This is a genomic window from Rhodanobacter sp. UC4437_H4 (assembly GCF_052978425.1).
This window is the reverse complement of record NZ_CM129673.1, coordinates 2,330,892-2,354,990: the sequence shown is the minus strand read 5'-3', so window position 1 is coordinate 2,354,990 and position 24,099 is coordinate 2,330,892. Positions and strand designations below refer to the sequence as shown.

Here is a 24,099-nt window from a genome sequence, read left to right as displayed (position 1 = left end):
CGTGGAGGCAGTTGAGAAAGTACGCTCCATGCTCACCGCAGCCTGGACTACTGGGCCGTATGGAGCATGGAATAACGGAGCCGCTCCAACAATCCTTGTCGAAGAGGTCTGGCGTTCACCGTGGTACAAGAACATATTCTTCAAGAATGAAGGCCATGTCTTCTATCCAGACGGAGATGAGGAAGATGAGGCCTAACAATTCATTCAAGCCGACACCGCTTCGCGGCGCGGCTTAATTCAGGCGTTGAGGTTGTAGAAAAATTCGGTTTGCCAAGTTGATCGCGGCGGCGCCGAAAATCGCCCTCACAGGAGGCGCTAGAATCGACGCGCAGCACCTTGGGAGGGGTCGAAGTACCCCCGGAAATCGGCAAATTTCTTGACCAAGGACTTTTTCTACAACCTCGTTAGGGCCCACTTGGGGAGACCGTGGATGACTCGCCTTCCGGAAATGTGGAGCTGCATCCGCTCCGGCTTGCCGCGCGGCAAGTGGACCAGCCTGGATGATATTTACGCGCTAGTCTCTTCCAGCGTCGAGCTCGACCATGAAGATCATCTCCCACAGTCGCCCTCGTCTGACATCCCAAAGTGGAAGCGCAACGTCCGCAACGTCCTGCAGTACCGCAAGGGAACCGGCGAAATCCAGTGGGTCGGCAATGCCCGTTATAAGGTCTGAGGGTTCGCGCGCCGTGAGCCCTAACATTTCATTCAGGCGGACGGCTCCGCTGCCGCTCAACTCCAGCGTCAGACACCAATGCTCAGCAAAATGGCCAACCTGGTAGATCGCGGAATCTCCCATGGCTGCTTCGTGGCGGTTCTGCTGTTCGCCTGGCTCATGCTTGCACCGCTGTCGCTGCTGGCACTCCTGGGCCCTCCGGTATCTTTCTTGCTCGGCTTCAGTGGTCTGGCTGGACTGCTGGGGGCATCGACTCGCATTTTTCTCGGCCCACGTTTCTTCCTGCTGTCACGTGGGCGCCAACGACTCCTGGTTGGTTGTCTGGCCGTGGGAGCGGCAGCCACTTTTCTCGCGTTCGCTATCCTGCCCGCACGCATCTACTGGGCCACGCCGATCTGGTTTGTCAGCCTCGCAGGCATCCTGGTGCTGCTGGGCTCCATCACGGGCCCCGAGTCGGGTTCTCACCTTTCGTCCACGCGCACGCGCGGCGCGCGTCGCCGAGTTCAAGCGTCAGGCCACAAGACATGACTCTATCTTTCTCCGTACTTCCCCAACGCTTCGCAGTCGCCAGGCTGGAGCCGGGCGCTGAGGTGCCGAACGCCGTCCTGACTTCACGCGACTTCATGTCAATCACCCGGACGGATGAGGAGCTTTCGATCGTCTGCTCGGAGAGCATTGCAAACGACTTGACCAAAGTGGATCGACCATGGCGTGCGATCAAGGTGCATGGCCCATTTGCCTTTGATCAGACTGGAGTCCTGGCTGCATTCCTCGGCCCTCTCGCCAACGCCTCCATCGGCATCTTTGCAACCAGCACTTTCGACACGGACTACATATTGGTCAAGTCGGAGAATATCGAGCCTGCCATACAGGCACTGCAAGCGGCCGGCCACCGCTTCGTGGCCGCCTGACAATTTGTTCAGTCCGCAGCCGTTCAAGGAAGGCTGCCTGGGAAACTGCCTGAAGGCGCCGGATCCCGGCTTTCGCTGGCATGACGAGCAAAGGACGTGGTCAGAGAATCCTCAATCCGAGGATCAGACCTTGCCGGTAGAATGGCTATCTTCTGGAACGCGGTGCCCCGGTGTACGCACCACGTGCGGTGACGCTCAGCCCAGGCGCAGCCAGCGACGCACCGCGGCGAGGTTGCGGCGGCTGATCTCCGGGCTGTGTTCGCTGCCGTCGAGGCGGGCCAGCACGCGACCGTCGGGCAGGCTGCGCAGTCCGACCAGGCGCGTGCGTGGCACCAGGCAGTTGCGATGCAGGCGGATCAGCTGGTCGGGCCAGGCTTCCTCCAGCTGGCGCAGCGATTCCTCGATCAGCAGCTCGCCGCCGGCGTGCTGCACGACCACGTACTTTTCCTCGGCCAGGAGGCACACGACGTCGGCCAGCGCCACGCGGATCTCCTCGCCGCGCTGGCGGCCGCGCAGGAAGGCGCCTGATTCGCGCGGGGTCTCGTCGAGACGCCGCCGCGCGCGCTGCAGCGCGTCGCGCAGGCGCTCGAGGCGCACCGGCTTGAGCAGGTAATCCGCCGCGCCCAAGTCGAACGCCTGCAGCGCGTGCGCCTCGTAGGCGGTGCAGAAGACCACCTGGGGCCGCGCGCGCCCGGCCAGGCGCCGGGCCAGCGAGACACCGTCGATGCCGGGCATGTTGATGTCCAGCAGCAGCACGTCAGGCTGCAGTTCGTCCAGCGCCGCCAGCGCGGCTTCGCCGTCGGCGAGCGTGCCCACCAGCTCCACGTCGCTGCATTCGCCCAGCAGCGCGGCCATGCGTGCGCGGGCCAGCGGTTCGTCGTCGACGATCAGCACGCGCATCACGGCGATGCCCTCGGCAGGCGCAGCAAGACGACATAGTGGCCGCCCTGCGGCGCGGCCTCGACCACCGCGCGCGGCCCGTAACGGAACGCCACGCGCTGGCGCACGCTGCGCAGGCCGTGGCCGTTGCCCGCCACGCTTGGCTGCGGCGGCAGCGGGTTGCGGATCTCGATGCGGATGCCGTCACCGTCGCGGGCGCCGCCCAGCATCACCTCGCCGCCTTCGCGCAGCGGCTGGATGCCGTGGCGCACGGCGTTCTCCACCAGTGGCTGCAGCAGCAGGCGTGGCAGCGGGAAATCCGCCGGCAGGTCGTGCAGTTCGCGGCGGATGCGCAGGCGAGGGCCGAGCCGCAGCTGCTCGATCGCGAGGTAGCGCTCGATCAGTTCGAGCTCCTCGCCCAGCGTGCCGTCGCCGCGATCGGGCGAGCCCAGCGCGGCGCGGAACAGTTCGGACAGATCCTCCACCGTGCGCTCGGCCGCGGCCGGGTCGACGCGGATCAGCGCGGCCACGGTGTTCATGCTGTTGAACAGAAAGTGCGGGCGGATGCGCGCCTGCAGAGCCTCCACCTGCGCGCGGGTGACCGCGGCCAGGCGCGCCTGCCACTGCGCCAGCACGTAGAAATAGCGCAGCATGGCGGCGCCGAGCAGGGCCGCGATGATGGTGTTGTCGCGCACGAAGGCGATCATGGGGCTGCCGATCAGGCCGGTCTGCAGCGCGCCGTCGAGCCAGCGCGCGGTGGCGCTGGCGAGCAGCACGATCAGCACGATCAGCAGCCACACCGCAACGTACGGCATGTGTCCGGGCAGGCGCTGCAGCAGGTGGCGCAGCTTGCACAGCGCCAGCGCGACCACCATCGCCAGCCAGGTGACGAAGAACATGCTGACGCTGTAGGCGGGCCAGTCCTGGCGATCGTCGCGGGCCAGCCACATCACGGTCACCGTCAGCGCGCCCACCACGAACAGTGCGAACAGCGCCGGCAGCTGGCAGAAGTCCGGCAGCGGGCTGTGTTCGGCGCGGCCGCGGACGTCGCTGGCGGGCGTGGATTCGGGCATGCGGCAAGTATGCCGCATGCGTCCGGACTAGAGCCGGCGGGCGGTGCCCGCCCTACGCAGCGCGATGCAAGGCAGGCGCTCCCGCCATGGAGCTGCCTCAAGCGGTCAGCCGGGTGCCCAGCCAGTGGCGCAGGTCGGCGATTTCCTCGGCGCATACCGCATGGGCCATCGGGTAGCTGTGCCAGTCCACCGTGCAGCCCAGCGCCTGCAGGTGGTCGCGCGAATCGATGCCGCGTTGCATGACCACCACCGGGTCGGCGTTGCCGTGGGCCTGGAAGATCGGCGTGGCGGCATTGGCGGGGCTGCGCTCGCGCGCCACCACCTCGGCGATCGGCAGGTAGGTGGACAGCGCCACGATGCCGGCCAGCGTCTGCGCGTGGCACAGCCCGGCGGCCAGCGCGATCGCGCCGCCTTGCGAGAAGCCCGCCAGCACGATCCGCCCGGCGGGCACGCCGCGCGCGTGCTCGCGCGCGACCAGCGCCTCCACCGCGGCGATCGAGGCACGGATGCCGGCCTCGTCCTGCGGCGCGCGCGCGTCGAAACCCGCGATGTCATACCACGCCCGCATCGGCATGCCGTTGTTGACCGTCACCGGCCGCACCGGCGCGTGCGGAAACACGAAGCGCAACGCCGGCCAGGCGGGGTCGACCAGCTCCGGCACGATCGGCGCGAAGTCATGCCCGTCCGCGCCCAGGCCGTGCAGCCAGATGACGCTGTGGGTGGGGTTGGCGGCGGTTTCGTGTTCGACGGCGGGGAGGGTCATGGGGTGGATCGATGGCGGAGGAACGTCATCGTAGCAGTCCAGATGACAGCCCTGACGGGTAGGAGCCCGCTGGCGGGCGATGCTCCTGCTCTGGCCTTTGCGAATCCCAAATCCCGAATCCCTGCCTTCAAGGCATCGCCCGCGAGCGGGCTCCTACCCATCAGGGCGGCTACTTGCTGGTGTCCAGCCCCAGCTCGTGCGCGAAGAAGGTCAGGCCGATCGCGGTGTCGCCGACGCGCTGGCTGAACGGGGCGCCGATGCCGTGGCCGGCGTGCATGCGGGTCAGCAGCAGGATCGGCTCGTGCGACGTGGTGGCGTTCTGCAGGGCGGCGGTGAACTTGCGCGACTGCCACGGCGCCACGCGCGGGTCGTTCTCGCCGGTGGTCATCAGCACCGCCGGGTAGGCGGTGCGTGGCTTGACGTTCTGCAAGGGCGAGTACGCCAGGGTGGCCTTGAACTGCGCCGGGTCGGCGATGCTGCCGTACTCGGGGATGTTGTACGGGCCGTTGGCGAAGTCGGTCTCGTGGCGCAGCATGTCGTAGATGCCCACGCGCGCGACCACGGCGCGGTAGTCGGCGGGGTGCTGCACGATCTGCGTGCCCATCAGCAGGCCGCCGTTGCTGCCGCCGAGGATGCCCAGGTGCTGGCGGTCGGTCCAGTGGGTGTCGAACAAGGCCAGCGCGGCGGCGTGGAAGTCGTCGAACACGTTCTGCTTGTGCAGCTTCTGGCCCTGCGCATGCCACTGCTGGCCGTTCTCGTTGCCGCCGCGGAGGTTGGCGTAGGCGAGCACGCCGCCGCGTTCGAGCCAGGCCAGGTTGGCGCCGATGAAGCCGGGCTTGATCGGGATGTCGAAGCCGCCGTAGCCGTAGAGGATGGTCGGGCGCGCGCCGTCGGGCGTGATGCCGGGCATCGACAGCACGGTGACCGGGATCGTGGTGCCGTCCTTCGAGGTGCCTTCGATGCGCTGCACGACCACCTTCGAGTAATCGGCGGCGGGCTGCACCGCGAACACCGTTTTCAGCGTGCCCCGGTTGCCGTCGTATGCCACCCAGCGGGTGGGCGTGGTCCAGCCGCCGTAGCTGATCAGGGCGTCGGACCGGCCCGACTCGGAGGCGATGTCGCCGATGCCGATGCCCTGCGCCGGCAGCGGCACGCGTCGCACGACATTCGCGCGCGCGTCGTACTGCTCGATCCACCAGTCCGGACCCTGGCTGCGCACCACCAGGAAGCCGTCGCCGAGCGGGGCGATCTGCTGGATCGCGCCGTCGCGCTGGGCCAGCACCGGCGTCACCTTGCCGTCATCGGTGATGGCCACGATCCGGCCGCGCGGCGCGTCGTCGAACGCGGCCGCGTACAGCCGTCCATCCACCCACGCGGCGGTACGCACGTTGGCGTCGCGACCGAGCACGCGGGTGAACGTGCCGCCGCGGCGCACGAACACCTCGGCCGGGCCGCCATCGCCGTCGTAGGCGAGCACGGCGGCCTGCGCGGTGGCGGGGGAATCGACCAGCACGTATTCGGCGGTTTTCGAATAGCCGCGGCCGAACACCACGGCGTCGGCGTCGGCGGCCTGGCCCAGCGCGTGATGCACCAGGGTGGCGTCGAACTGCACCACCTCCTGGCCGGCGGCCGGCGGCGCGAAGCGCACGTAGGTGAAGCCGGTTTCGTCCGCGTCCCAGGCCACGCCCTGCGGCGTGGTGCCGCCGCCGGCCCAGGGCAGGGTGTCGGGCAGGGTCTTGCCGCTGGCCACGTCGAGCACGTGGAGCGTGGTCAGTTCGCTGCCGCCTTCGGCGGTGCCGTAAGCCAGGTAGCGTCCGCGCGGCGAGGGCCAGTAGCCGGTGATCGCGGTGCCGCCGTGGTCGGCGTTCGGATCGACCAGGGTCTTCGCCGCGCCCTCCGGCCAGGCCTGCGCCACCAGCACCGGCTGCGCCTGCGGCGGCGTCTGCTGCAGGTAGAACAAGGTGCCGCCGGCCAGCATCGGGCCGGAACGCGTGGTGGAGGTGATCGCCAGCTGCTGCACGCGCGCGGTGAGCGCCTTGCCTTGCGGCATCGCCGCCAGCGTCGCCTCGGTGTAGGCGTTCTGCGCGGCGATCCACTGGCGCACGGCCTGGTCGGCGGGGTTTTCCAGCCAGCGGTAGGGGTCGGCCACGCGCGTGCCGTGGATGGTGCTGGACGCGCTGCGCTGCGGCGACGGCGGCGGCAGGAGCGGCGATTCGCCGATCAGTGCCTGCTGGTGCGGCGCCTGGTGCGGCACGGCTTGCGTGGGCAACTGGCTGGCGACGGCGCCGTCGGCAACAAGCAGCAACAGGGCGAGGAGCGGGGCGTGGCGCATGGCGAGGATTTCCGGGGCAGGACGCGAATACCTGCGAGGGTAGCGCCAACCGCGGCCGCTGCGGCGGCGCTCCCCTGACTTTCGGCACACTCCCCGTCTCGTGGCGAACGCTAGGTTAGGGTGCTCTCTTGCCTGGGGAATGAAGATCATGCATCGCTTGCTGCTCGCCAGCCTCGCCGCTCTGCTGGCGCTTCCTGCCGCGGCGGCCACGCCGAACACCGGCGCATCGGCCCCGCTGGACCTGGAAACCATCATGGCCGACGCGGACTGGATGGGTCAGCCGGTGGAGAATCCCTACTGGAGCGTGGATGGCCGCAGCCTGTACTACGAACTGAAGCGCGACGGCAGCTCGGTGCGCGACCTGTACCGCGTCGACCCGGCCAGCGGCAGCAGCGTGAAGCTCGACCCGGCGGCGATGGCCGGCGCCGACGGTCCGGCGGTGTTCGACCGGGCGCACCGGCACGCCGCCTTCGTCCTGCACGGCGACATCTTCCTGGTCGACCTCGGCAGCGGCCGGCGCCAGCAGGTCACGCAGACCACGCAGCGCGAATCCTCGCCGCAGTTTTCCGCCGACGGCCGCGCGCTGCAGTACCGCTCGGGCACCGACTGGTACCGCTACGACCTGGCCCGTGGCGTCAGCGCGCCGGTGGCCGAGCTGAAGTTCGCCGACGACCCGCAGGCGAAGCAGCCCGACGAGTTGGGCCAGCTGCAGCTGGACCTGTTCAAGACCCTGCGCGCGATCAAGGCCGACAAGGAGGCGGTGCGCGAGCACACGCAGGCGCTGGAGGCGGCCGATGCCGGCCGCGCGCCGCGGCCGTTCTGGCTGGGCGGCAAGATCAAGGCGGTCGACAGCACGCTGTCGCCGAACGGCCGCTGGCTGCTGCTGGTGACCGAGCCCAAGCAATACAAGGCCGGCAAGGCCTCGGTGGTCAACCACTACGTCACCGACAGCGGCTACACCGAGGCGGAAGACGCGCGCAGCTACGTCGGCCGCGCCGATCCCGCGCCGCAGTCGCTGCTGCTGCTGGACCTGGCGCAGCACCAGAGCTACCCGCTGGCGACCGACACGCTGCCCGGCATCACCACCGATCCGCTGGCCGCCTTGCGCAAGCAGACGGTGGCCGCGCTGGAGAAGGCCGGCAAGAGCGAGCAGGCGAAGGCGCTGAAGGCGCCCGACGTGCGGCCGGTCACGGTGAACTTCCGCGGCTTCGCGTGGAGCGATGACGGAGCCAACCTGGCCGTGCAGCTGCGCGCGATCGACAACAAGGACCGCTGGATCGCCAGCGTCGATTTCGCGCGGCACGCGCTGGTCACTCAGCAGCGGCTGACCGACCCGGCCTGGATCAACTGGAGCTTCAACGACTTCGGCTGGCTCAAGGACGGCCGCACGCTGTGGTACCTGAGCGAGCAGGACGGCTACTCGCGGCTGTACGCCAAGCCGCTCGACGGCAAGGCGCGCGCGCTCACCGGCTCCGGCAGGTTCGAGGTCAGCGCGCCGCAGCTGAGCGAGGACGGTCAGTGGTTCTACGTGCTGGCCAACAAGGTTGCGCCGTACAGCTACGACGTCTACCGCGTGCCTTCCGCCGGTGGTGAGCTGAGCCGGCTGACGCAGCTCCAGGGCGTGGAAAGTTTCGTGCTGTCGCCGGACGACCGGCAGCTGGCCGTGCTGCACGGCTCGCCTTACCGGTTCGACCAGCTCGCGGTGGTGGATGCCGCCGGCGGCGCCGCGAAGGAGCTCACCCAGACCATGAAGAGCGCCTACCTGGCGCACGACTGGATCGCGCCGAAGATCGTCCAGGTGCCCTCCTCGCACGGCGCCGGGGTGGTTTATGCCAAGTACTACGGCCCGGCCGACGAGGCCGCCGCGCCGGCCTCGCGCCCGGCGGTGATCTTCATCCACGGCGCCGGCTACCTGCAGGACGTGACGCTGCAGGCCACGCCGTATTTCCGCGAGCAGATGTTCAACAACCTGCTGGTGCAGCAGGGCTACGTGGTGCTGGACATGGATTACCGCGGCTCGGCCGGCTACGGCCGCGACTGGCGCACCGCGATCTACCGCAACATGGGCCACCCGGAACTGGAGGACCTGCTCGACGGCAAGGCCTGGCTGGTCAAGCATCACGGCGTCGATCCGCAGCGCGTGGGCCTGTACGGCGGCAGCTACGGCGGCTTCATGACCGAGATGGCCTTGCTGCGCGCGCCCGGCGAGTTCGCCGCCGGCGCGGCGCAGCGTCCGGTCACCGACTGGACCAGCTACAACCACGAGTACACCTCCAACATCCTCAACGACCCGCAGCTCGACCCGGAGGCGTACAAGACCAGCTCGCCGATCGAGTACGCCGCCAACCTGCGCGACCCGTTGCTGATGCAGCACGGCCTGATCGACAACAACGTGATGGCCAGCGACACCATCCGGCTGTACCAGCGCTTCATCGAGCTGCACAAGAAGAACTTCTGGATGTCGCTGTACCCGATGGAACGCCACGGCTTCGTCCACGCCGATTCCTGGTACGACGAATACCGCCGCATCGACGAGCTGTTCGACACCTACGTGAAGCCGGTGCGCGAGCGCGCGCACTGAGCTACTGAACGCCACCGCCCGCCCGCGGCGGGCGGTGGCGCCGGGATCGCGTGCCGTGGCGGGCTACAATGGCCGGCCCTCCGCCTGCCCGGTACCGCCCGATGCCCCGCCTCCGCCTCGCCGAACCGCTCGTGATGCTGGCGACGGTGCTGCAGTGGCTGGTGCTGTCGATCGTCACCGGCGCGGTGATCGGGGTGGGCTGCAGCCTGTTCCTGCGCGCGCTGTTCGCCACCTCCGGGCACACCTATGCGATCTCGTGGTGGGCGCAGGCCGGGCTGCTGCTGGCCGGCGGCCTGGCCAACGGCCTGCTGCTGCATTACGGCTACCGCCTGCGGCGCAGCACGTTCGACGACTCGCCGATCGTGGCGGTCAACGAGCAGCGCGGCAAGATGCCGTTCCGCACCTTGTGGATCAAGCCGGTGGCGGCGCTGATCACGCTCGGCTGCGGCGGTTCGGCCGGCAAGGAAGGGCCGTGCTCGCACCTGGGCGCCAGCCTCGCGGCGGGCATCGGCCGGGTGCTGCACCTGAATCCGGAGCTGCGCAAGCGGCTGCTGGCCTGCGGCGTCAGCGCCGGTTTCGCCAGCGTGTTCGGCACCCCGATCGCCGGCGCGATCTACGGCGTGGAGATGCTGGCGATCGGCCGCATCCGCCACGATTTCCTGTTCCCCGGCATCGTCGCCGGGGTCACCGCGTTCGAGGTCAGCAAGGCGCTTGGCGTGCCCTACCCGGTCTACCACATCGCCTTCGTCGGCGATTTCACCGAACTGCTGTTCCTCAAGACGGTGCTGATCGGCATCCTGTGCGGCGCGGCGGCGTGGGTGTTCGTGGAACTGCTGCAGAGCATCCGCCGCGCGTTCGTCACCCTGCGCGAGCGCCGGGCGCTGTGGCCGCCGCTGCTGCCGGTGCTCGGCGGGGCGGTGCTGGCGCTGCTGATCCTGGTGGTGCCGACCGATTACCTGGGGCTGAGCCTGCCGCTGATGGATCGCGCACTGGACGGGCAGTCGATGCCGACGCTGGGTTTCCTGTGGAAGGCGCTGCTGGTGGCGATCACCCTGGGCTCGGGCTTCTACGGCGGCATCGTCACGCCGCAGTTCGTGATCGGCGCCGTGCTGGGCGGCGCGTTCGCCCCGATGCTGGGGCTGGCGCCCGCGCTCGGCGCGGCAGTGGGCCTGGTGGCGGTGGTGGCCTCGGCCTCCAACGCGCCGATCGCGGCGATCCTGATGGGCGTGGAACTGTTCGGAGCCGACTCGACCCTGTACGTGGCCGGCGCCTGCGTGGCGGCGTATCTCATCATCGGCCATCGCAGCGTGTATCCGGCGCAGCAGATCGCCTTCAGCAAGTCGTCGTGGATCTTCGCCCGCGCCGACCTGCCGGTGGGGCAGGAAAAGGTGCGCCTGTCCTACGGCCTGCTGCGCTGGTGGACCAAGCGGCGGCGGCTGCTGGGGCGACGCGACGACGATCGCCGGCTGTGAGCCGCAGGCTGCCGGGGCGGGCATAGAATCGGGGTTCCCTCCGCGCTTCGAGCACCGCCATGTCACGACGCAGCCTGAACCTGGACGACACCTTGTATCGCTACCTGCTCGATCACTCGCTGCGCGAGCATCCGCAGCAGGCGGCGCTGCGCGAGGCGACGCAGGCGCATGCCCGCGCGCGGATGCAGATCTCGCCCGAGCAGGGGCAGTTCATGGCCCTGCTGGTGAAGCTGACCGGTGCGCGGCGCTGCATCGAGGTCGGCGTGTTCACCGGCTACAGCGCGCTGTCGGTGGCGCTGGCGCTGCCCGCGGGCGGCTACCTGCTGGCCTGCGACGTCAGCGCCGAGTACACCGCCATCGGCCAGCCGTACTGGGCGCGCGCCGGCGTGGCCGCGAAGATCGACCTGCGCCTGGCGCCGGCGCGCGACACGCTCGATGAGCGCCTCGCCGCGGGCGAGGGCGCCACCTACGACTTCGCCTTCGTCGACGCGGACAAGACCGGCTACGACGACTACTACGAGCGATGCCTGCACCTGCTGCGCCCCGGCGGCCTGCTGGCGATCGACAACGTGCTGTGGAGCGGCGCGGTGGCGCAGCCGGCCGCGGATGAGGACACGCGCGCGCTGCAGGCGCTGAACGACAAGCTGCACCACGACGAGCGCATCGACCTGTCGATGCTGCCGCTGGGCGACGGCCTCAGCCTGGCGCGCAAGCGCTGAGCGCCGTGATTTCTTTCGACCATCCGGCCAGCAGGCGCGGTGCGGATTTTGCACCGGCTTCACCCGCGCGCAGGCAGACTTGCCGCGATGCGGCTTTCCGATCGGAGCGCATCGAACCACCGCCGGCCCGTCCCGGGCCCCGCGACTGATCGGCGTTTCGATCCACCCCGCCCCAACCGGAGAAACTCCCGCGATGGCAACATCCCGCTCGGACGCATTGGTCTTTTTCGGCGCCACCGGCGACCTGGCCTACAAGAAGGTCTTCCCGGCGCTGCTGGCGATGACGCGCGACGGCGACCTGGAGGTGCCGGTGATCGGCGTCGCCAAGTCGGGCTGGACGGTGAAGCAGCTGCGCCAGCGCGCGCTCGACAGCGTGCGGCAGGCGGCGAAGGAACACGGAGAGAAGCTCGACAAGGCGGTCTTCGACAAGCTGGCGGCGCGGTTGCAGTACGTCGACGGCGACTACGCCGACCCCGACACCTTCGCCCGCCTGCGCAAGGCGCTGGGCACGGCGAAGCGGCCGCTGCATTACCTCGCCATCCCGCCCGGCCTGTTCGGCACCGTGGTCAAGGGGCTGCAGCAGGCCGGCTGCGCCGATGGCGCGCGGGTGGTGGTGGAGAAGCCGTTCGGCCACGACCTGGCCTCCGCGCGCGCGCTCAACCGCACGCTGCGCTCGGTGTTCCCCGACGAGGCGATCTTCCGCATCGATCACTTCCTGGGCAAGGAAGCGATCATGAACCTGCTGTATTTCCGCTTCGCCAACTCCTTCCTCGAACCGATCTGGAACCGCGACCACATCGCCAGCGTGGAGATCACCCTGGCCGAGCAGTTCGGCGTGAAGGGGCGCGGCGCGTTCTACGATGGCGCCGGCTGCCTGCGCGACGTGATCCAGAACCACCTCATGCAGATCGTGGCGCTGCTGGCGATGGAGCCGCCGGCGTACCAGGGCTTCGAGGCGGTGCACGCGGAGAAGGCCAAGGTGTTCCAGGCGATGCGCCCGCTGAAGCCCGACGACCTGGTGCGCGGACAATACCGCGGCTACCGCAAGGAGCCGGGCGTGGCCAAGGGCTCGGACGTGGAAACCTATTGCGCGCTGCGCCTGTTCATCGACTCGTGGCGCTGGGGCGGCGTGCCCTGGTACCTGCGCTCGGGCAAGTGCCTGGCCGAGACGGCGACCGAGATCATGGTGGTGCTCAAGCCGCCGCCGCAGCAGCTGTTCGACGACGCGGCCACCAGTCCGGCCCGCGCCAACTACCTGCGCCTGCGCATCTCGCCCACCACCGCGATGGCGCTGGCCGCTCGGGTCAAGCGCGTGGGCAAGGATTTCGTCGGCGACCAGCGCGAGCTGTTGCTGATGGACGAGCAGACCGGCGAGGAACTGCCCTACGAGCGCCTGCTCGGCGACGCCATGGACGGCGACGGCGCGCTGTTCACGCGCGAGGCGGCGGTCGAGGCGGCGTGGCAGGTGGTCGACCCGGTGCTGACCCGTCACCATCCGGCGATCCCGTATCGCCCCGGCAGCTGGGGCCCGAAACAGGCCGATGCGCTGATCGCCGCCGACGGCGGCTGGCACAACCCGGTGCTCGACGGGCATGCGGAGCGCACGTCATGAGCGAGGCCGCCGCGCTGGTGTTCCTGCTGGACGTGGACAACACCCTGCTGGACAACGACCGCTTCGGCGCCGAGCTCGGCGACACCGTGGCCACGGCGTTCGGCGCCGAACAGCGCGATCGCTACTGGGCGATCTACGGGGAGCTGCGCGACGAGCTCGGCTACGCCGACTACCTGGGCGCGCTGCAGCGCTTCCGCAGCGGACTGGACAACGAACCGGCGCTGCTGCAGATGTCGAAGTACCTGCTGGAGTACCCGTTCGAGCAGCGGCTGTACCCGCACGCGCTGGAGACCGTCGCCCACCTGCGCTCGCTGGCGCCCACGGCGATCCTCTCCGACGGCGACATCGTGTTCCAGCCGCACAAGATCCGCCGCGCCGGCCTGTGGTCGGCGGTGCGCGGCGAGGTGCTGGTCTACATCCACAAGCAGCGCATGCTGGTGGCCACGCAGCAGCGCTATCCGGCCGCCCACTACGTGATGGTCGACGACAAGCCGCAGCTGCTGGCGGAGATGAAGCGCCAGCTCGGGCCGCGCCTCACCACCGTGTTCGTGCGCCAGGGCCACTACGCCGCCGCCGGTGAACACGAGCGCATCGAGCCGCCGCCGGACCAGACCATCGCGTGCATCGGCGAGTTGCGCGGGCGTAAGCTTGAAGACTTCCTGCCGAGCGCGCCCGTCATCGCGCTCGCGGCCGATTGAACGCGCCGGCGGCAGGGCGATCGACACATCGAACCGGAATCCCTGGAGCAAGCATGAAAGCGACCCGACAACTGCACGACCTCGGCCAGAGCCTGTGGCTGGACAACATCACCCGCACCCTGCTCGACGACGGCACCCTGGCGCGCTACATCAACGAGGATTCGATCACCGGGCTGACCTCCAACCCGAGCATCTTCGACAAGGCGATCGGCGACGGCGACGCCTACGACGCCGGCATCCACGCCAAGACCCTGGCCGGGCTCTCCGGCGAGAAGCTGTTCACCGAACTGGCGCTGGAGGACCTGCGCCGCGCCGCCGACCTGTTCGCGCCGGTGTACCAGCGCACCGGCGGGGTGGACGGCTGGGTCTCGATGGAAGTCTCGCCGCTGCTCGCGGCCGACACCGCCGGCTCGATCGCCGCGGCAAAACAGATCCACGCCGCCGGCAAGCGCGACAACCTGTTCGTCAAGATCCCCGGCACGCCCGAGGGCGTGGGCGCGATCGAGGAGTCGATCTTCCTCGGCATCCCGATCAACGTGACCCTGCTGTTTTCCTGCGCGCAGTACGAGGCCGCGTCGGAGGCGTACCTGCGCGGCATCGAGCGGCGCATCGAGGCGGGGCTCGACCCGCGCGTGCGCTCGGTGGCCTCGCTGTTCGTCAGCCGCTGGGACGTGGCCGCCAACGCGCAGCTGCCGGAGGCGATGCACAACCAGCTCGGCATCGCGGTGGCGCGGCAGGCCTATCGTTCCTACCGCCGGCTGCTGGCCTCCGACCGCTGGCAGAAGCTCGCCGGCGCCGGGGCGCAGCCGCAGCGCCTGCTGTGGGCCAGCACCGGCACCAAGGACCCGAAGGCCTCTGACACGCTGTACGTCGGTACGCTGGCGGCGCCCAACACGATCAACACGATGCCGGAGAACACCCTGCACGCGTTCGCCGAGCACGGCCAGCTCGACGGCGTGATGCCGCTGGACGGCGGCGACGCCGACGCGGTGGTGCGCAAGATCGCCCAGGCCGGGGTGGACGTCGACGCGCTGGCGGACAAGCTGCAGCGCGACGGCGCCGAGGCCTTCGTCAAATCGTGGAACCAGCTGCTGCAACGCATCGCCGACAAGGCCGCGGCACTGGGCGACAAGGGCCAGGGACCGGCGATGTCATGAACCAGCCCCTGCCGACCACGCTGCCCGCCTGGCGGGCGCTGCAGCAGCACGCCGCCGTCATCGGCCGCAAACATCTGCGCCAGTTGTTCGCCGACGATCCGCAGCGCGGCGAAACGTTCGCGCTGGCGGACGTCGAGCTGTACCTGGACTATTCCAAGCAGCGCGTCGACGCCGACACGCTGCGCCTGCTGCGCGAGCTGGCGCTGGCCTGCCACCTGCCGGAGCGCACCGCGGCGATGTTCCGCGGCGAGCGGATCAACCGCACCGAGGACCGCGCCGTGCTCCACGTGGCGCTGCGCGCGCCGCGCGGCGAGCGCATCGAGGTGGACGGCCGCGACGTGGTCGAGGACGTGCATGCGGTGCTCGACCGCATGGCCGCTTTCGCCGACCGCGTGCGCAACGGCGAGTGGCGCGGGCACAGCGGCAAGCCGATCCGCAACGTGATCAGCATCGGCATCGGCGGCTCCGACCTCGGCCCGGTGATGGCCTACGAGGCGCTGCGCGACTACAGCCGGCGCGACATGTGCTTCCGCTTCGTCTCCAACGTCGACGGCACCGATTTCGTCGAGGCCACGCGCGACCTGGATGCGGCCGAGACGCTGTTCATCGTCTGCTCCAAGACCTTCACCACGCTGGAGACGCTGACCAATGCGCACGCCGCGCGGGCCTGGTGCCTCGCCGCGCTGGGCGACGAGTCGGCGGTGGCGAAGCACTTCGTGGCGGTATCCACCAATGCCGCCGAGGTGGCAAAGTTCGGCATCGACACTGCGCAGATGTTCGGTTTCTGGGACTGGGTCGGCGGGCGCTACTCGATGGATTCGGCGATCGGCCTGTCCACCATGCTGGCGGTCGGGCCGGAGCATTTCCGCGAGATGCTGGCCGGCTTCCATGCCATGGACGAGCATTTCCGCCACGCGCCGTACGAACGCAACCTGCCGGTGCTGATGGGCCTGCTGGCGATCTGGAACAACAACTTCCTGGATGCCGCCACCGTCGCCGTGCTGCCCTACGAGCAGTACCTCAAGCGCTTCCCGGCCTACCTGCAGCAGCTCACCATGGAGAGCAACGGCAAGCGCGTCACGCTGGACGGCACGGCGGTGGACTACGCCACCGGCCCGATCTACTGGGGCGAGCCGGGCACCAACGGGCAGCACTCGTTCTACCAGCTGATCCACCAGGGCACGCGCCTGGTGCCGTGCGACTTCATCGGCTTCGCGCAGACGCTCAACCCGCTGGGCGACCAGCACGACCTGCTGATGGCGAACCTGATCGCCCAGGGCGAGGCGCTGGCCTTCGGCAAGACCACCGAGGAGGTGCGCGCCGCCGGCACCGACGCGGCGCTGGCGCCGCATCGCACCTTCCCCGGCAACCGCCCCAGCAGCACCCTCCTGGCCCGGCGCCTGACCCCGCGCGTGCTGGGCAGCCTGATCGCGCTGTACGAGCACAGCGTGTTCGTGCAGGGCGTGATCTGGAACATCGACTCGTTCGACCAGTGGGGCGTGGAACTGGGCAAGCAGCTGGCCAAGACCACCATCGCCGAGCTGACCGCCGCCGACGAGCCGAAGCTCGCCCACGACAGCTCCACCAACACCCTGATCCGCCGCTACCGCCAACTGCGCGACGGTCACACCTGACGTTTCATCTTCGCGGGAGCGCACTTGTGTGCGATGCCTTTCGTGACGTGACGGAGGGCATCGCGCACAAGTGCGCTCCTACGGGCATTCGCATTCCCATCGCAAGATTCCCGAGACCCCATGAGCCAGAACATCAGCCCGCTCGCCGGCAAGCCGGCGCCGAAGTCCATCCTGGTCGACGTGCCGAAGCTGCTCGCCGCCTACGCCGACACCCGGCCCGATCCGTCGGTGCCCGCGCAGCGCGTGGCATTCGGCACCTCCGGCCACCGCGGCAGCTCGCTGCAGGGCAGCTTCAACGAGTGGCACATCCTGGCGATCACCCAGGCGATCTGCGAATACCGCACCTCGAAGGGCATCGACGGCCCGCTGTTCATCGGCTTCGACACCCATGCGCTGTCGCAGCCGGCGTTCGAGAGCGCGCTGGAGGTGCTGGCCGCGCACGGCGTGCCCACCCTGATCTCCAGCGGCGGCGAGTTCACCCCCACGCCGGCGATCTCGCACGCGATCCTGGTGCACAACCGCGGGCGCACGAGCGGCCTGGCCGACGGCATCGTGGTCACGCCCTCGCACAACCCGCCGGACAACGGCGGCTTCAAGTACAACCCGCCCAACGGCGGCCCGGCCGACACCGACATCACCAAGTGGGTGGAGAACCGCGCCAACGCGCTGATCGAGGGCGGCCTGAAGGACGTGAAGCGCATGCCGTTCGCGCAGGCGCGCAAGGCGGCCACCACGCGCGAGCACGACTACCTCGACCGCTACGTGGCCGACCTCGCCAGCATCGTCGATTTCGACGTCATCCGCGGCGCCGGCGTGCACATGGGCGTCGACCCGCTGGGTGGCGCCGGTGTGCACTACTGGGCGCCGATCGCCGAGCGCTACCAGCTCGACCTCACCGTGGTCAGCGACGTGGTCGATCCGCAATTCGCCTTCATGAGCGTGGACTGGGACGGCAAGATCCGCATGGATCCGTCGTCGAAGTACGCGATGCAGCGGCTGATCGGCCTGAAGGACCAGTACGACGTGGCCTTCGCCTGCGACACCGACCACGACCGCCACGGCGTGGTCACCCGCTCTGCCGGGTTGATGGAGCCGAACCACTACCTGTCGGTGCTGGTCGACTACCTGTTCCGCCACCGTCCGCACTGGAGCGCGGACGCCGCGGTGGGCAAGACCGTGGTCAGCACCGCGCTGATCGACCGCGTGGTCAAGCGGCTCGGGCGCAAGCTGGTCGAGGTGCCGGTCGGCTTCAAGTGGTTCGCCGAAGGGTTGTTCGACGGTTCGCTCGGCTTCGGTTGCGAGGAAAGCGCCGGCGCCTCGCTGCTGCGCCGCGACGGCTCGGTGTGGGCCACCGACAAGGACGGCCTGGTGCCCTCGCTGCTCGCCGCCGAGATCACCGCGCGCGAGGGCCGCGACCCGGGCGAGCTGTACCGCCAGCTCACCGACGAACTCGGCCGACCCTTCAGCAACCGCGTCGAAGCCGCCGCCACCCCGGCGCAGAAGGCGAAGCTGGCCAAGCTCTCGCCCGACCAGTTGCACACTGATCGATTGGCCGGCGAGAAGATCGAGCAGGTGCTGGACAAGGCGCCCGGCAACGGCGCGGCGATCGGCGGCATCAAGGCAGTGGCCGCCAGCGGCTGGTTCGCCGCGCGCCCGTCGGGCACCGAGGCGATCTACAAGATCTACGCCGAGAGTTTCAAGGACGAGCGGCACCTGCAAGCCCTGCTCGACGAGGCCCAGAAGATCGTCGACACCGCCATCGCGTAGGGCGGGCACCGCCCGCCAGCCGTCGGCGGGAGCCGACGGCGCATCGCGTCCATTCCATCGGAGAAATCATCATGTCCCACGACCTCGACCAGCAATGCATCAACACGCTTCGCTTCCTGTCGGTGGACATGGTGCAGAAGGCCAACAGCGGCCACCCCGGCCTGCCGCTGGACGCCGCGCCGATGGCCTACGTGCTGTGGACAAAGCACATGAAGTTCCATCCGGCCGACCCGCACTGGCCGGACCGCGACCGCTTCGTGCTCTCCGCCGGCCACGGCTCGGCCCTGCTCTACAGCCTGCTGCACGTCACCGGCTACGACCTGTCGCTGGACGACATCAAGCAATTCCGCCAGTGGGGCAGCAAGGCGCCGGGCCATCCCGAGTACGGCCACACGCCGGGCGTGGAGATCACCACCGGGCCGCTCGGCCAGGGCCTGGCCAACGCGGTGGGCATGGCGATCGGCGAAGCGCAGCTGGCGGCCACCTACAACCGCGACGGCCACACCGTGATCGACCATCGCACCTGGGCCATCGTCAGCGACGGCGACCTGATGGAAGGCGTGGCCTCCGAGGCCGCCTCGCTGGCCGGCCATCTCAAGCTGGGCAAGCTGGTGTGCCTGTACGACGACAACTACGTCACCCTGGCCGCCGGCACCGACATCACCTTCTCCGAGGATCGCGCCAAACGCTTCGAGGCGTACGGCTGGCAGACGATCAAGGTTGATGACGGCAACGACATCGCGGCGATCGACCAGGCATTGAACGACGCCGTGGCGGAAACCTCGCGGCCCAGCCTGATCCTGGTGCGCACCCACATCGGCTACGGCTCGCCCAAGCAGGACAGCTACAAGGCGCACGGCTCGCCGCTGGGCAAGGACGACGTCAAGGCCACCAAGGAAAACCTGGGCTGGCCGACGGAACCCGATTTCCTGGTGCCCGAGCCCGCGCTGAAGCATTTCCACCAGGCCGGGCAGCGCGGCGCGCAGGCGCAGTCCGAATGGAACAGCCGTCTGGACGGCTATGCGAAGGCCTTCCCCGAACTGGCCGCCGAGCTGCGCGGGCGCCTGCGCGGCGAGCTGCCGGACGGCTGGGACGCCGACATCCCCGGTTTCGATGCCGACCCCAAGGGCATGGCCACGCGCGAGGCCGGCGGCAAGGTGATGAACGCGATCGCGCCGCATCTGCCGGCATTGTTCGGCGGCTCGGCCGACCTCGACTCCTCTACCTTCACCAACTTGAAGGGCTTCGGCGACTTCAATCCCGCGGCCACCAAGGGCCTCGACACGCAGGGTTCGGACAGCGCCGGCTGGAGCAACGCCGGCCGCAACCTGCACTTCGGCGTACGCGAGCATGCGATGGGCGCGATCGTCAACGGCCTGGCCGTGCACGGCGGCTTCATCCCGTACGGCTCGACCTTCCTGATCTTCTCCGACTACATGCGCCCGGCGATCCGGCTGGCCGCGCTGATGGGCGTGCACGCGATCCACGTGTTCACCCACGACAGCATCGCGCTGGGCGAAGACGGCCCCACCCACCAGCCGATCGAGCAACTGGCCAGCCTGCGCGCGATACCCAACCTCGTGCTGATCCGCCCCGCCGATGCCAACGAGACCGCGGTGGCGTGGAAGGTGGCGCTGGCCACCACCGGCAAGCCGGTGCTGTTCGCGCTGTCGCGGCAGAAACTGCCCACGCTCGACCGCAGCCGCTGCGCCAGCGCCGACGGCCTGCGCCAGGGTGCCTACGTGCTGCGCGATGCGAAGGACGGCCAGAAGCCGGCGTTGATCCTGATCGCCAGCGGTTCGGAGGTCGACCTGATCGTGCAGGCCGCCGAGCAGCTCGAAGGCCGAGGTATAGCCGTTCGCTGCGTGTCGATGCCCAGCTGGGAACTGTTCGAGGCGCAGTCGCAGGCCTACCGCGATGAAGTGCTGCCGCCTGACGTCACCGCCCGGCTGGCGGTGGAACTGGGCGTGGCCCAGGGCTGGCAACGCTACACCGGCGCCCACGGCGACATGCTCGGCATCGACCGCTTCGGTGCCTCCGCCCCGGCCGAGGTGCTGCTGCGCGAATACGGCTTTACCGTGGAAAACGTGGTGCAGCGGGCGAAGGCCTTGCTGCAGCGCTGACCGTCACACGGAGCCCTGCCAACGCGAAGGCTTGCGCGATCGCGTCGGCCGGCCTGGTTCCGATGCGTGCCGGTTCGAGCGGATCAGAGCAGCGGGATGTCTTCGGGCTTGTATGGATGGCCAAGCCCCTGCCGATATCGCGCCCAGCGGCCCATCTCGTCCGTGCGTGGGATGCCGTGATCGCGCAACCAGTGCTGACACTTGCGCTGCCATTCGATGACGTCAGGCTTGATGACGTCCGCGTAGTAGATGTCCTCGACCATCGGCATGCGGCCATAATTCGGCGTGCCGGGATCGGCCCTCATTCTGCGGGTGGGATCGGCACCGTGCTGTAGCAGCCAGTACGCCTGTTCGAAGTCGCCGTACTGCGTGTACCAGCTCAACACGGCGTCGTAGTCGTCGCGGCTGTAAAGCGGCTGGTTGATATCGGCACCGCGTTCGATCAGCAACTGCACGTTGGGCCAGACATGATGCAGCGTGGCGACGTAGGTGAGCTGCTCGTTGTTGGAGCTCATCGTGTTCGGATCGCCGCCGCGATCAAGCAGCAGCTTGAGGTAGCGCTGGTCGGGCAGGCCTGCAGCGAAGACCATGGCGTTGTTGCGCTGCTTGCCATACTTGCGCAGCGGTTCGACCTTGCGCGCATTGGGGTTGGCGCCGTTGTCCAGCAGCAGGCGCAGGCCGTCGAAGTTCTGGTTGATGATCGGCCAGGCGACCATCGGCATGTTGGCCTGGTCGAAGATCGTGTCGGGATTGACCCCCTCGTCCTTGATCAGGTGGCGGATGGCGGCGCCATGCTTGCGATCCACTGCTTGCGCCAGTTCCAGTGCCTTGCCCTGGAAGTGGTCGGTGGCGCGGAACGGTTGCCTGGCCGGTGGTGGCGGGATCGAACAGGCCACCAGGCCGCCGAGGATGAGCAGCCAGGCCACAGCCGCCGCGCGCAGATGTCGATGCCGACGTTCCATGTCGTGTCGCTTCCTTGGGGTTACAGCAGCGGGATGTCTTCCGGTTTGTACGGATCGCCCAGTCCCTCGCGATACCTTGCCCAACGACCCATTTCGTTCGTGCGGCGAATGCCATGGGTGCGCAACCAGTGCTGACACTTGCGCTGCCATTCGATGACGTCAGGTTTGATGACGTCCGCGTAGTAGATGTCCTCGACCATCGGCATGCGGCCATAATTCGGCGTGCCGGGATCGGCCCTCATTCTGCGGGTGGGATCGGCACCGTGCTGTAGCAGCCAGTACGCCTGTTCGAAGTCGCCGTACTGCGTGTACCAGCTCAACACGGCGTCGTAGTCGTCGCGGCTGTAAAGCGGCTGGTTGATATCGGCGCCGCGTTCGATCAACAGCTGCACGTTGGGCCAGACGTGATGCAGCGTGGCGACGTAGGTGAGCTGCTCGTCGTTGGAGCTCATCGTGTTCGGATCGCCGCCACGGTCGAGCAGCAGTTTGAGATAGCGCTGATCGGGCAACCCGGCGGCGAAGACCAAGGCGTTGTCTTCTCCCGCCTTGCCGCGCTCGCGCAGCGGCATCATCTTGCGCGCATTGGGGTTGGCGCCGTTGTCCAGCAGCAGGCGCAGGCCGTCGAAGTTCTGGTTGATGATCGGCCAGGCGACCATCGGCATGTTGGCCTGGTCGAAGATCGTGTCCGGGTTGACGCCCTCGTCCTTGATCAGGTGTCGGATGGCGGCGGCATCCTTGCGATCCACTGCTTGCGCCAGTTCCAGCGCCTTGCCCTGGAAGTGGTCGGTGGCGCGGAACGGTTGCCTGGCCGGTGGTGGCGGGATCGAACAGGCCACCAGGCCGAGGCCACCGAGGATGAGCAGCCAGGCCACAGCCGCCGCGCGCAGATGTCGATGCCAACGTTCCATGTCGTATCGCTTCCTTGGGATTACAGCAGCGGAATGTCCTTCGGATCGCTCGCCACGCCAAGCTTCTTGCGGTAGTCGCCCCAGACGCCCATTTCGGGCGTGCGCTGGATGCCATGGTCGCGCAGCCAGTGCTGGCACTTGCGCTGCCATGCCACGCCGTCGGGCCGCACCGGCGCGTAGTAGATGTCCTCGACCATCGGCATGCGGCCGTAATTGGGCGTGCCGGGGTCAGCCTTGATCTTGCGGGTCGGGTCGGCGCCGTGTTGCAGAAGCCAGTAGACCTCTTCAAAGTCTGCGTACTTGCTGTACCAACTCAGCACGGCGTTGTAATCGTCGTCGCTGTAAAGCGGCTGGTTGATGTTGGCGCCGCGCTCGATCAACAGCTGCACATTGGGCCAGACGTGATGCAGCGTGGCGACGTAGGTGAGCTGCTCGTCGTTGGAGCTCATCGTGTTCGGATCGCCGCCACGGTCGAGCAGCAGTTTGAGATAGCGCTGATCGGGCAACCCGGCGGCGAAGACCAAGGCGTTGTCTTCTCCCGCCTTGCCGCGCTCGCGCAGCGGCATCATCTTGCGCGCATTGGGGTTGGCGCCGTTGTCCAGCAGCAGGCGCAGGCCGTCGAAGTTCTGGTTGATGATCGGCCAGGCGACCATCGGCATGTTGGCCTGGTCGAAGATCGTGTCCGGGTTGACGCCCTCGTCCTTGATCAGGTGTCGGATGGCGGCGGCATCCTTGCGATCCACTGCTTGCGCCAGTTCCAGCGCCTTGCCCTGGAAGTGGTCGGTGGCGCGGAACGGTTGCCTGGCCGGTGGCGGCGGGATCGAACAGGCCACCAGGCCGAGGCCGCCGAGGATGAGCAGCCAGGCCACAGCCGCCGCGCGCAGATGTCGATGCCGACGTTCCATGTCGTGTCGCTTCCTTGGGGTTACAGCAGCGGGATGTCCTTCTCTTCACTGGGCAGGCCAAGTCTTTCGAGATCGGCCTGCATGGCCGGGCGTATCGGTGGCCGACCGATGCCATTGTCGCGCAGCCAGTGCTGGCACTTGCGCTTCCAATCGATTTCGCGAGGTTGGACCGGTTTGTAATAAATGTCCTCGACCATTGGCATGCGGCCGTAGTTGCGTGTGCCGGGATCGGCCTTGATCTTTCGAGTCGGGTCGGCACCGTGGAGCAGCAGCCAATAGGCCTGCTTGAAGTCACCGAACTCGGTGTACCAATTGAGCACGGTGTTATAGCCATCAGTGGAGTAAAGCGGCTGGTTGATATCGGCGCCGCGTTCGATCAACAGCTGCACGTTGGGCCAGACGTGATGCAGCGTGGCGACGTAAGTGAGCTGCTCGTCGTTGGAGCTCATCGTGTTCGGATCGCCGCCGCGATCAAGCAGCAGCTTGAGGTAGCGCTGGTCGGGCAGGCCGGCGGCGAAGACCAGGGCGTTGTCTTCTCCCGCCTTGCCGCGCTCGCGCAGCGGCATCATCTTGCGCGCATTGGGGCTGGCGCCGTTGTCCAGCAGCAGGCGCAGGCCGTCGAAGTTCTGGTTGATGATCGGCCAGGCGACCATCGGCATGTTGGCCTGGTCGAAGATCGTGTCGGGATTGACGCCCTCGTCCTTGATCAGATGGCGGATGGCAGCGGCATCCTTGCGATCCACTGCTTGCGCCAGTTCCAGCGCCTTGCCCTGGAAGTGGTCGGTGGCGCGGAACGGTTGCCTGGCCGGTGGTGGCGGGATCGAACAAGCCCCCAGAACCAAACCACCGAACACGACCAACAACAGCAACCGAGCGAAACGTCCCTGAATTCGCATGTGGCATACCCTAGTGAGTTGCCGAAAAGCTTAC

20 protein-coding genes are annotated in these 24,099 nt (G+C 68.3%); 12 read left to right on the top strand and 8 right to left on the bottom strand.

Annotation, left to right across the window (positions count from 1 at the left end):
- Positions 1-430 precede the first annotated feature (430 nt).
- The 3 genes from ACVCL3_RS10755 (at position 431) to ACVCL3_RS10745 (ending at position 1,584) form a co-directional block, all read left to right on the top strand.
- The gene (locus tag ACVCL3_RS10755) at positions 431-673 is read left to right on the top strand and encodes a hypothetical protein (protein ID WP_447101267.1); all 243 of its coding nucleotides are present in this window, start codon (positions 431-433) and stop codon (positions 671-673) included.
- 90 nt (positions 674-763) lie between these two features.
- The gene (locus ACVCL3_RS10750) at positions 764-1,201 is read left to right on the top strand and encodes a hypothetical protein (protein ID WP_447101266.1); all 438 of its coding nucleotides are present in this window, start codon (positions 764-766) and stop codon (positions 1,199-1,201) included.
- Positions 1,198-1,584, top strand: coding sequence for an ACT domain-containing protein (locus tag ACVCL3_RS10745; RefSeq protein WP_447101265.1), 387 nt, complete (start codon positions 1,198-1,200; stop codon positions 1,582-1,584). The genes ACVCL3_RS10750 and ACVCL3_RS10745 overlap by 4 nt, the downstream gene beginning before the upstream one ends.
- 195 nt (positions 1,585-1,779) lie before the next feature.
- Here the strand turns inward: ACVCL3_RS10745 and ACVCL3_RS10740 are convergent, their stop codons facing one another.
- The 4 genes from ACVCL3_RS10740 to ACVCL3_RS10725 form a co-directional block, all read right to left on the bottom strand.
- Positions 1,780-2,484 carry a LytR/AlgR family response regulator transcription factor gene (locus ACVCL3_RS10740; RefSeq protein ID WP_447101264.1) on the bottom strand — a complete coding sequence of 235 codons (705 nt, stop codon included), beginning with the start codon at positions 2,482-2,484 and terminating at the stop codon, positions 1,780-1,782.
- Positions 2,484-3,536 (bottom strand): sensor histidine kinase, encoded by a 1,053-nt coding sequence (locus ACVCL3_RS10735; RefSeq protein ID WP_447101263.1) that lies wholly within the window; start codon positions 3,534-3,536, stop codon positions 2,484-2,486. The genes ACVCL3_RS10740 and ACVCL3_RS10735 overlap by 1 nt, the downstream gene beginning before the upstream one ends.
- A 97-nt stretch (positions 3,537-3,633) precedes the next feature.
- Positions 3,634-4,299 (bottom strand): alpha/beta hydrolase, encoded by a 666-nt coding sequence (locus ACVCL3_RS10730; protein WP_447101262.1) that lies wholly within the window; start codon positions 4,297-4,299, stop codon positions 3,634-3,636.
- Positions 4,300-4,468: 169 nt separating this feature from the next.
- Positions 4,469-6,631 carry a prolyl oligopeptidase family serine peptidase gene (locus ACVCL3_RS10725; RefSeq protein WP_447101261.1) on the bottom strand — a complete coding sequence of 721 codons (2,163 nt, stop codon included), beginning with the start codon at positions 6,629-6,631 and terminating at the stop codon, positions 4,469-4,471.
- A gap of 148 nt (positions 6,632-6,779) precedes the next feature.
- Here ACVCL3_RS10725 and ACVCL3_RS10720 point away from each other — a divergent pair, with 148 nt between their 5' ends.
- The 9 genes from ACVCL3_RS10720 to tkt all read left to right on the top strand — a co-directional run bounded on the left by ACVCL3_RS10720 (position 6,780) and on the right by tkt (position 20,394).
- Positions 6,780-9,212: a S9 family peptidase gene (locus ACVCL3_RS10720; protein ID WP_447101260.1), complete on the top strand. Its 2,433-nt coding sequence runs from the start codon at positions 6,780-6,782 to the stop codon at positions 9,210-9,212.
- A gap of 101 nt (positions 9,213-9,313) precedes the next feature.
- Positions 9,314-10,684: a chloride channel protein gene (locus tag ACVCL3_RS10715; protein ID WP_447101259.1), complete on the top strand. Its 1,371-nt coding sequence runs from the start codon at positions 9,314-9,316 to the stop codon at positions 10,682-10,684.
- Positions 10,685-10,743: 59 nt separating this feature from the next.
- The gene (locus ACVCL3_RS10710) at positions 10,744-11,403 is read left to right on the top strand and encodes a class I SAM-dependent methyltransferase (protein ID WP_447101258.1); all 660 of its coding nucleotides are present in this window, start codon (positions 10,744-10,746) and stop codon (positions 11,401-11,403) included.
- 193 nt (positions 11,404-11,596) lie between these two features.
- Positions 11,597-13,015, top strand: a complete 1,419-nt coding sequence (gene zwf / locus ACVCL3_RS10705; protein ID WP_447101257.1) for a glucose-6-phosphate dehydrogenase — start codon at positions 11,597-11,599, stop codon at positions 13,013-13,015.
- Complete coding sequence (locus ACVCL3_RS10700; RefSeq protein ID WP_447101256.1) at positions 13,012-13,713, top strand: HAD family hydrolase; 702 nt, start codon at positions 13,012-13,014, stop codon at positions 13,711-13,713. Before zwf ends, ACVCL3_RS10700 begins: the two co-directional genes overlap by 4 nt.
- A 53-nt stretch (positions 13,714-13,766) precedes the next feature.
- Positions 13,767-14,870, top strand: coding sequence for a transaldolase (gene tal, locus ACVCL3_RS10695; RefSeq protein ID WP_447101255.1), 1,104 nt, complete (start codon positions 13,767-13,769; stop codon positions 14,868-14,870).
- Positions 14,867-16,504, top strand: coding sequence for a glucose-6-phosphate isomerase (gene pgi / locus ACVCL3_RS10690; RefSeq protein ID WP_447101254.1), 1,638 nt, complete (start codon positions 14,867-14,869; stop codon positions 16,502-16,504). Before tal ends, pgi begins: the two co-directional genes overlap by 4 nt.
- A gap of 120 nt (positions 16,505-16,624) precedes the next feature.
- Complete coding sequence (pgm, locus tag ACVCL3_RS10685; protein WP_447101253.1) at positions 16,625-18,271, top strand: phosphoglucomutase (alpha-D-glucose-1,6-bisphosphate-dependent); 1,647 nt, start codon at positions 16,625-16,627, stop codon at positions 18,269-18,271.
- A 71-nt stretch (positions 18,272-18,342) separates the two neighbouring features.
- Positions 18,343-20,394 carry a transketolase gene (tkt, locus tag ACVCL3_RS10680; protein WP_447101252.1) on the top strand — a complete coding sequence of 684 codons (2,052 nt, stop codon included), beginning with the start codon at positions 18,343-18,345 and terminating at the stop codon, positions 20,392-20,394.
- 83 nt (positions 20,395-20,477) lie between these two features.
- On the opposite strand, the gene ACVCL3_RS10675 is transcribed toward tkt, so the two are convergent.
- Genes ACVCL3_RS10675 through ACVCL3_RS10660 form a run of 4 tightly spaced genes read right to left on the bottom strand, consistent with a single transcriptional unit; the run spans position 20,478 to position 24,038 of the window.
- Positions 20,478-21,356, bottom strand: coding sequence for an ankyrin repeat domain-containing protein (locus ACVCL3_RS10675; RefSeq protein WP_447101251.1), 879 nt, complete (start codon positions 21,354-21,356; stop codon positions 20,478-20,480).
- 20 nt (positions 21,357-21,376) lie between these two features.
- Positions 21,377-22,264: an ankyrin repeat domain-containing protein gene (locus ACVCL3_RS10670; protein ID WP_447101250.1), complete on the bottom strand. Its 888-nt coding sequence runs from the start codon at positions 22,262-22,264 to the stop codon at positions 21,377-21,379.
- A gap of 20 nt (positions 22,265-22,284) precedes the next feature.
- Positions 22,285-23,169, bottom strand: a complete 885-nt coding sequence (locus ACVCL3_RS10665) for an ankyrin repeat domain-containing protein (RefSeq protein ID WP_447101249.1) — start codon at positions 23,167-23,169, stop codon at positions 22,285-22,287.
- Positions 23,170-23,189: 20 nt separating this feature from the next.
- Positions 23,190-24,038 (bottom strand): ankyrin repeat domain-containing protein, encoded by an 849-nt coding sequence (locus ACVCL3_RS10660; RefSeq protein WP_447101248.1) that lies wholly within the window; start codon positions 24,036-24,038, stop codon positions 23,190-23,192.
- Positions 24,039-24,099: the final 61 nt, after the last annotated feature.

Coding starts and splice junctions, on each gene's coding strand:
- ACVCL3_RS10755 (WP_447101267.1), top strand. CDS start 431: ATGACTCGCCTTCCGGAAATGTGGAGCTGCATCCGCTCCGGCTTGCCG.
- ACVCL3_RS10750 (WP_447101266.1), top strand. CDS start 764: ATGGCCAACCTGGTAGATCGCGGAATCTCCCATGGCTGCTTCGTGGCG.
- ACVCL3_RS10745 (WP_447101265.1), top strand. CDS start 1,198: ATGACTCTATCTTTCTCCGTACTTCCCCAACGCTTCGCAGTCGCCAGG.
- ACVCL3_RS10740 (WP_447101264.1), bottom strand. CDS start 2,484: ATGCGCGTGCTGATCGTCGACGACGAACCGCTGGCCCGCGCACGCATG.
- ACVCL3_RS10735 (WP_447101263.1), bottom strand. CDS start 3,536: ATGCCCGAATCCACGCCCGCCAGCGACGTCCGCGGCCGCGCCGAACAC.
- ACVCL3_RS10730 (WP_447101262.1), bottom strand. CDS start 4,299: ATGACCCTCCCCGCCGTCGAACACGAAACCGCCGCCAACCCCACCCAC.
- ACVCL3_RS10725 (WP_447101261.1), bottom strand. CDS start 6,631: ATGCGCCACGCCCCGCTCCTCGCCCTGTTGCTGCTTGTTGCCGACGGC.
- ACVCL3_RS10720 (WP_447101260.1), top strand. CDS start 6,780: ATGCATCGCTTGCTGCTCGCCAGCCTCGCCGCTCTGCTGGCGCTTCCT.
- ACVCL3_RS10715 (WP_447101259.1), top strand. CDS start 9,314: ATGCCCCGCCTCCGCCTCGCCGAACCGCTCGTGATGCTGGCGACGGTG.
- ACVCL3_RS10710 (WP_447101258.1), top strand. CDS start 10,744: ATGTCACGACGCAGCCTGAACCTGGACGACACCTTGTATCGCTACCTG.
- zwf (WP_447101257.1), top strand. CDS start 11,597: ATGGCAACATCCCGCTCGGACGCATTGGTCTTTTTCGGCGCCACCGGC.
- ACVCL3_RS10700 (WP_447101256.1), top strand. CDS start 13,012: ATGAGCGAGGCCGCCGCGCTGGTGTTCCTGCTGGACGTGGACAACACC.
- tal (WP_447101255.1), top strand. CDS start 13,767: ATGAAAGCGACCCGACAACTGCACGACCTCGGCCAGAGCCTGTGGCTG.
- pgi (WP_447101254.1), top strand. CDS start 14,867: ATGAACCAGCCCCTGCCGACCACGCTGCCCGCCTGGCGGGCGCTGCAG.
- pgm (WP_447101253.1), top strand. CDS start 16,625: ATGAGCCAGAACATCAGCCCGCTCGCCGGCAAGCCGGCGCCGAAGTCC.
- tkt (WP_447101252.1), top strand. CDS start 18,343: ATGTCCCACGACCTCGACCAGCAATGCATCAACACGCTTCGCTTCCTG.
- ACVCL3_RS10675 (WP_447101251.1), bottom strand. CDS start 21,356: ATGGAACGTCGGCATCGACATCTGCGCGCGGCGGCTGTGGCCTGGCTG.
- ACVCL3_RS10670 (WP_447101250.1), bottom strand. CDS start 22,264: ATGGAACGTTGGCATCGACATCTGCGCGCGGCGGCTGTGGCCTGGCTG.
- ACVCL3_RS10665 (WP_447101249.1), bottom strand. CDS start 23,169: ATGGAACGTCGGCATCGACATCTGCGCGCGGCGGCTGTGGCCTGGCTG.